At 49.5% G+C, this 297-nt stretch carries 1 protein-coding gene; it reads left to right on the forward strand.

Annotated elements, in window-relative coordinates; genetic code table 11:
• Window positions 1–297: phage tail tape measure protein (locus tag J4G32_RS20815; RefSeq protein WP_210497553.1), on the forward strand; the 297-nt coding region annotated here is incomplete at both ends.

Consider the following 297-nt stretch of genomic DNA (forward strand, 5'->3'; position numbering starts at 1 on the left):
CAATATTTGGTGATGATGCCGAAACCCTTCAGGTGGTCAATGCACTAATCGATAAAGGAAAGGATGGCTACGATCAGATCCAGCAGAAGATGAATAAACAGGCCAGCCTGAATAAACGTGTTCAGGCACAGCTTGGTACGCTGTCCAACCTGTGGGAGGCAATGACAGGGACCGCAACTAACGGCCTTGCGGCTATTGGCGGCGCATTTTCTGGTGACGCTAAAAATATCACACAATGGCTGGGGGAGTTGGGGGAGAAATTCACGAAGTTTGCGGATGAAAATCCCCGGGTTATTC

Source organism: Microvirga antarctica, assembly GCF_017921815.1.
Lineage (GTDB): Bacteria > Pseudomonadota > Alphaproteobacteria > Rhizobiales > Beijerinckiaceae > Microvirga > Microvirga antarctica.